Origin of the sequence: Kribbella sindirgiensis (genome assembly GCF_004331435.1) — a bacterium.
In the GTDB taxonomy this organism is placed as follows: Bacteria; Actinomycetota; Actinomycetes; order Propionibacteriales; family Kribbellaceae; genus Kribbella; species Kribbella sindirgiensis.
Genome location: NZ_SJKA01000050.1, coordinates 1 through 1,718, shown reverse-complemented (window position 1 = coordinate 1,718; position 1,718 = coordinate 1). Strand labels below are relative to the sequence as shown.

General features: G+C 68.3%; 1 protein-coding gene. It reads left to right on the top strand.

What is annotated here, in order from left to right; genetic code table 11:
- Nucleotides 1–288 precede the first annotated feature (288 nt).
- Complete coding sequence (locus E0H50_RS42695; protein ID WP_131297167.1) at nt 289–1,701, top strand: IS110 family RNA-guided transposase; 1,413 nt, start codon at nt 289–291, stop codon at nt 1,699–1,701.
- The last annotated feature ends 17 nt before the right edge of the window (nt 1,702–1,718 follow it).

Below are 1,718 nucleotides of genomic sequence, written 5' to 3'. Positions count from 1 at the left end.
CCACCGACATTTAGGTTAGGTGTGTGCCCCGCGGGCGGCCGAACCACCGACCGGAACGCCTTGGTGATTCCTGAGTTCTGAGTGGTCGTTCGCGGGGCCGGTCTGTGTTCGGCCGGTGTTCCTGTTCGGGAACTTGGAGCCGCTCGCCGTGAGGTGGTTGGACTCCTGCTTATGGAATGTCTGGGCTGTGCCGTCGTCGAACCGGGCCTGGTGTGTTGGTCGGTGTGTTGGTCGGTGTGTTGGTCGGTGTGTTGGTCGGTGTGTTCGGGTTCGTGAATGTTGGAAGGGATGCGTGTGGAGCTGGTCCTGGGTATCGATGTGGCCTGTCGTGCCGCTCATCAAGCCTCGCTGGCCCGCCCGGACGGGACGTTCGTGTGGACCGGGCGGAAGTTCTTCACCCGGCCGGCCGAGCTGGAGGCGCTGTGGGCAGCGCTCGGTCTGGCCGAGGGCGACACGGTGCGGGTGGTGCTGGAGCCCACCCGGAACGCCTGGGCACCGCTGGCGTCGTGGCTGCGCCGCCGCGGCGCGAAAGTGAGCATGGTGCCGACCACCCAGTCGGCCGATCTGCGGGCGTACTACTCCAAGCACACCAAGAACGACCACCTGGACTCCAAGTTGCTGGCCCGGTTGCCGCTGCTGCATCCCGAAGGGCTGCGCGAGCACACCAGCAACGGGCCGGCCGAGCCGCTGCGCCGGATCGTGAAGATCCGGTCCTCGATCGTGAAACGCCGTACTGCGGTGTTCCAGCGTCTCGACGCCCAGCTCGAGTTGCTCGGCCCGGCCTGGTACGACGCGCTCGGCTCGAACTACGGCAAGGCCGCGCTGGCGGTGCTGGCCCGTTATGCCGACCCGACCAGCCTGTTGCGGCTCGGGCAGGCCAGGCTGACCCGGTTCCTGATCCGGCACTCCCGGGGCGCCTGGCGCGACGACCACGCCCGGGCACTGCTCACCGCCGCGAAACAGTCGATCGAGCTGTGGGGAACCGACCCCGGGACCGGGATCGACTTCGCCGAACTCGCCGCCGACATCGCCGTCGAGGCCGAGCAGGCCCAGGTACTGACCGAGCAGATCGACGACCTCGACGAACGGATCGCGAACCTCTACGCCGAAGCCGACCCCACCGGGATCGTCGCCTCCGCGCCCGGCGTCGGTCCGGTCACCTCCGCGGTCATCACCGGCCGGATCGGCGACCCGCACCGGTTCACCAGCCTGGCCGCGATCCGCGCCTACTCCGGCCTCGTCCCGAAAGTGGCCCAGTCCGGGCAGTCCCTCCACCAGCACGGCCTCACCAAAGCCGGTGACCCACTGCTGCGCGAGGCCTTGTTCGCCGCCGCGGACGCCGCTCGCAGGACCGACCCCCAACTCGCCGCGAAATATGCCCGGCTGATGGCCACCGAACGCCACCACGACTCCGCGATCTGCCACATCGCCACCACCCTGCTCACCCGGATCGCGACCTGCTGGCGCACCGGCCAGCACTACGTCCTGCGCGACACCGACGGCCGCCAGATCACCGAGGCCGAGGGTCGCCAGATCGTCCGCGACCACCACCAAGTCGACCACAGAACCCGAGCCAACGCCGCCAGCAAACGCCAAAGCCAACGCCTCAAGAACAGGACGGGCCGGGAGCAGAAGGAGTCGCAAAGCGCTCCAGCATCCCGACCCGCCAACACCAAGTCTACGAATCCGTCGGCGGCTTGACATCCCTTAGGAACTCA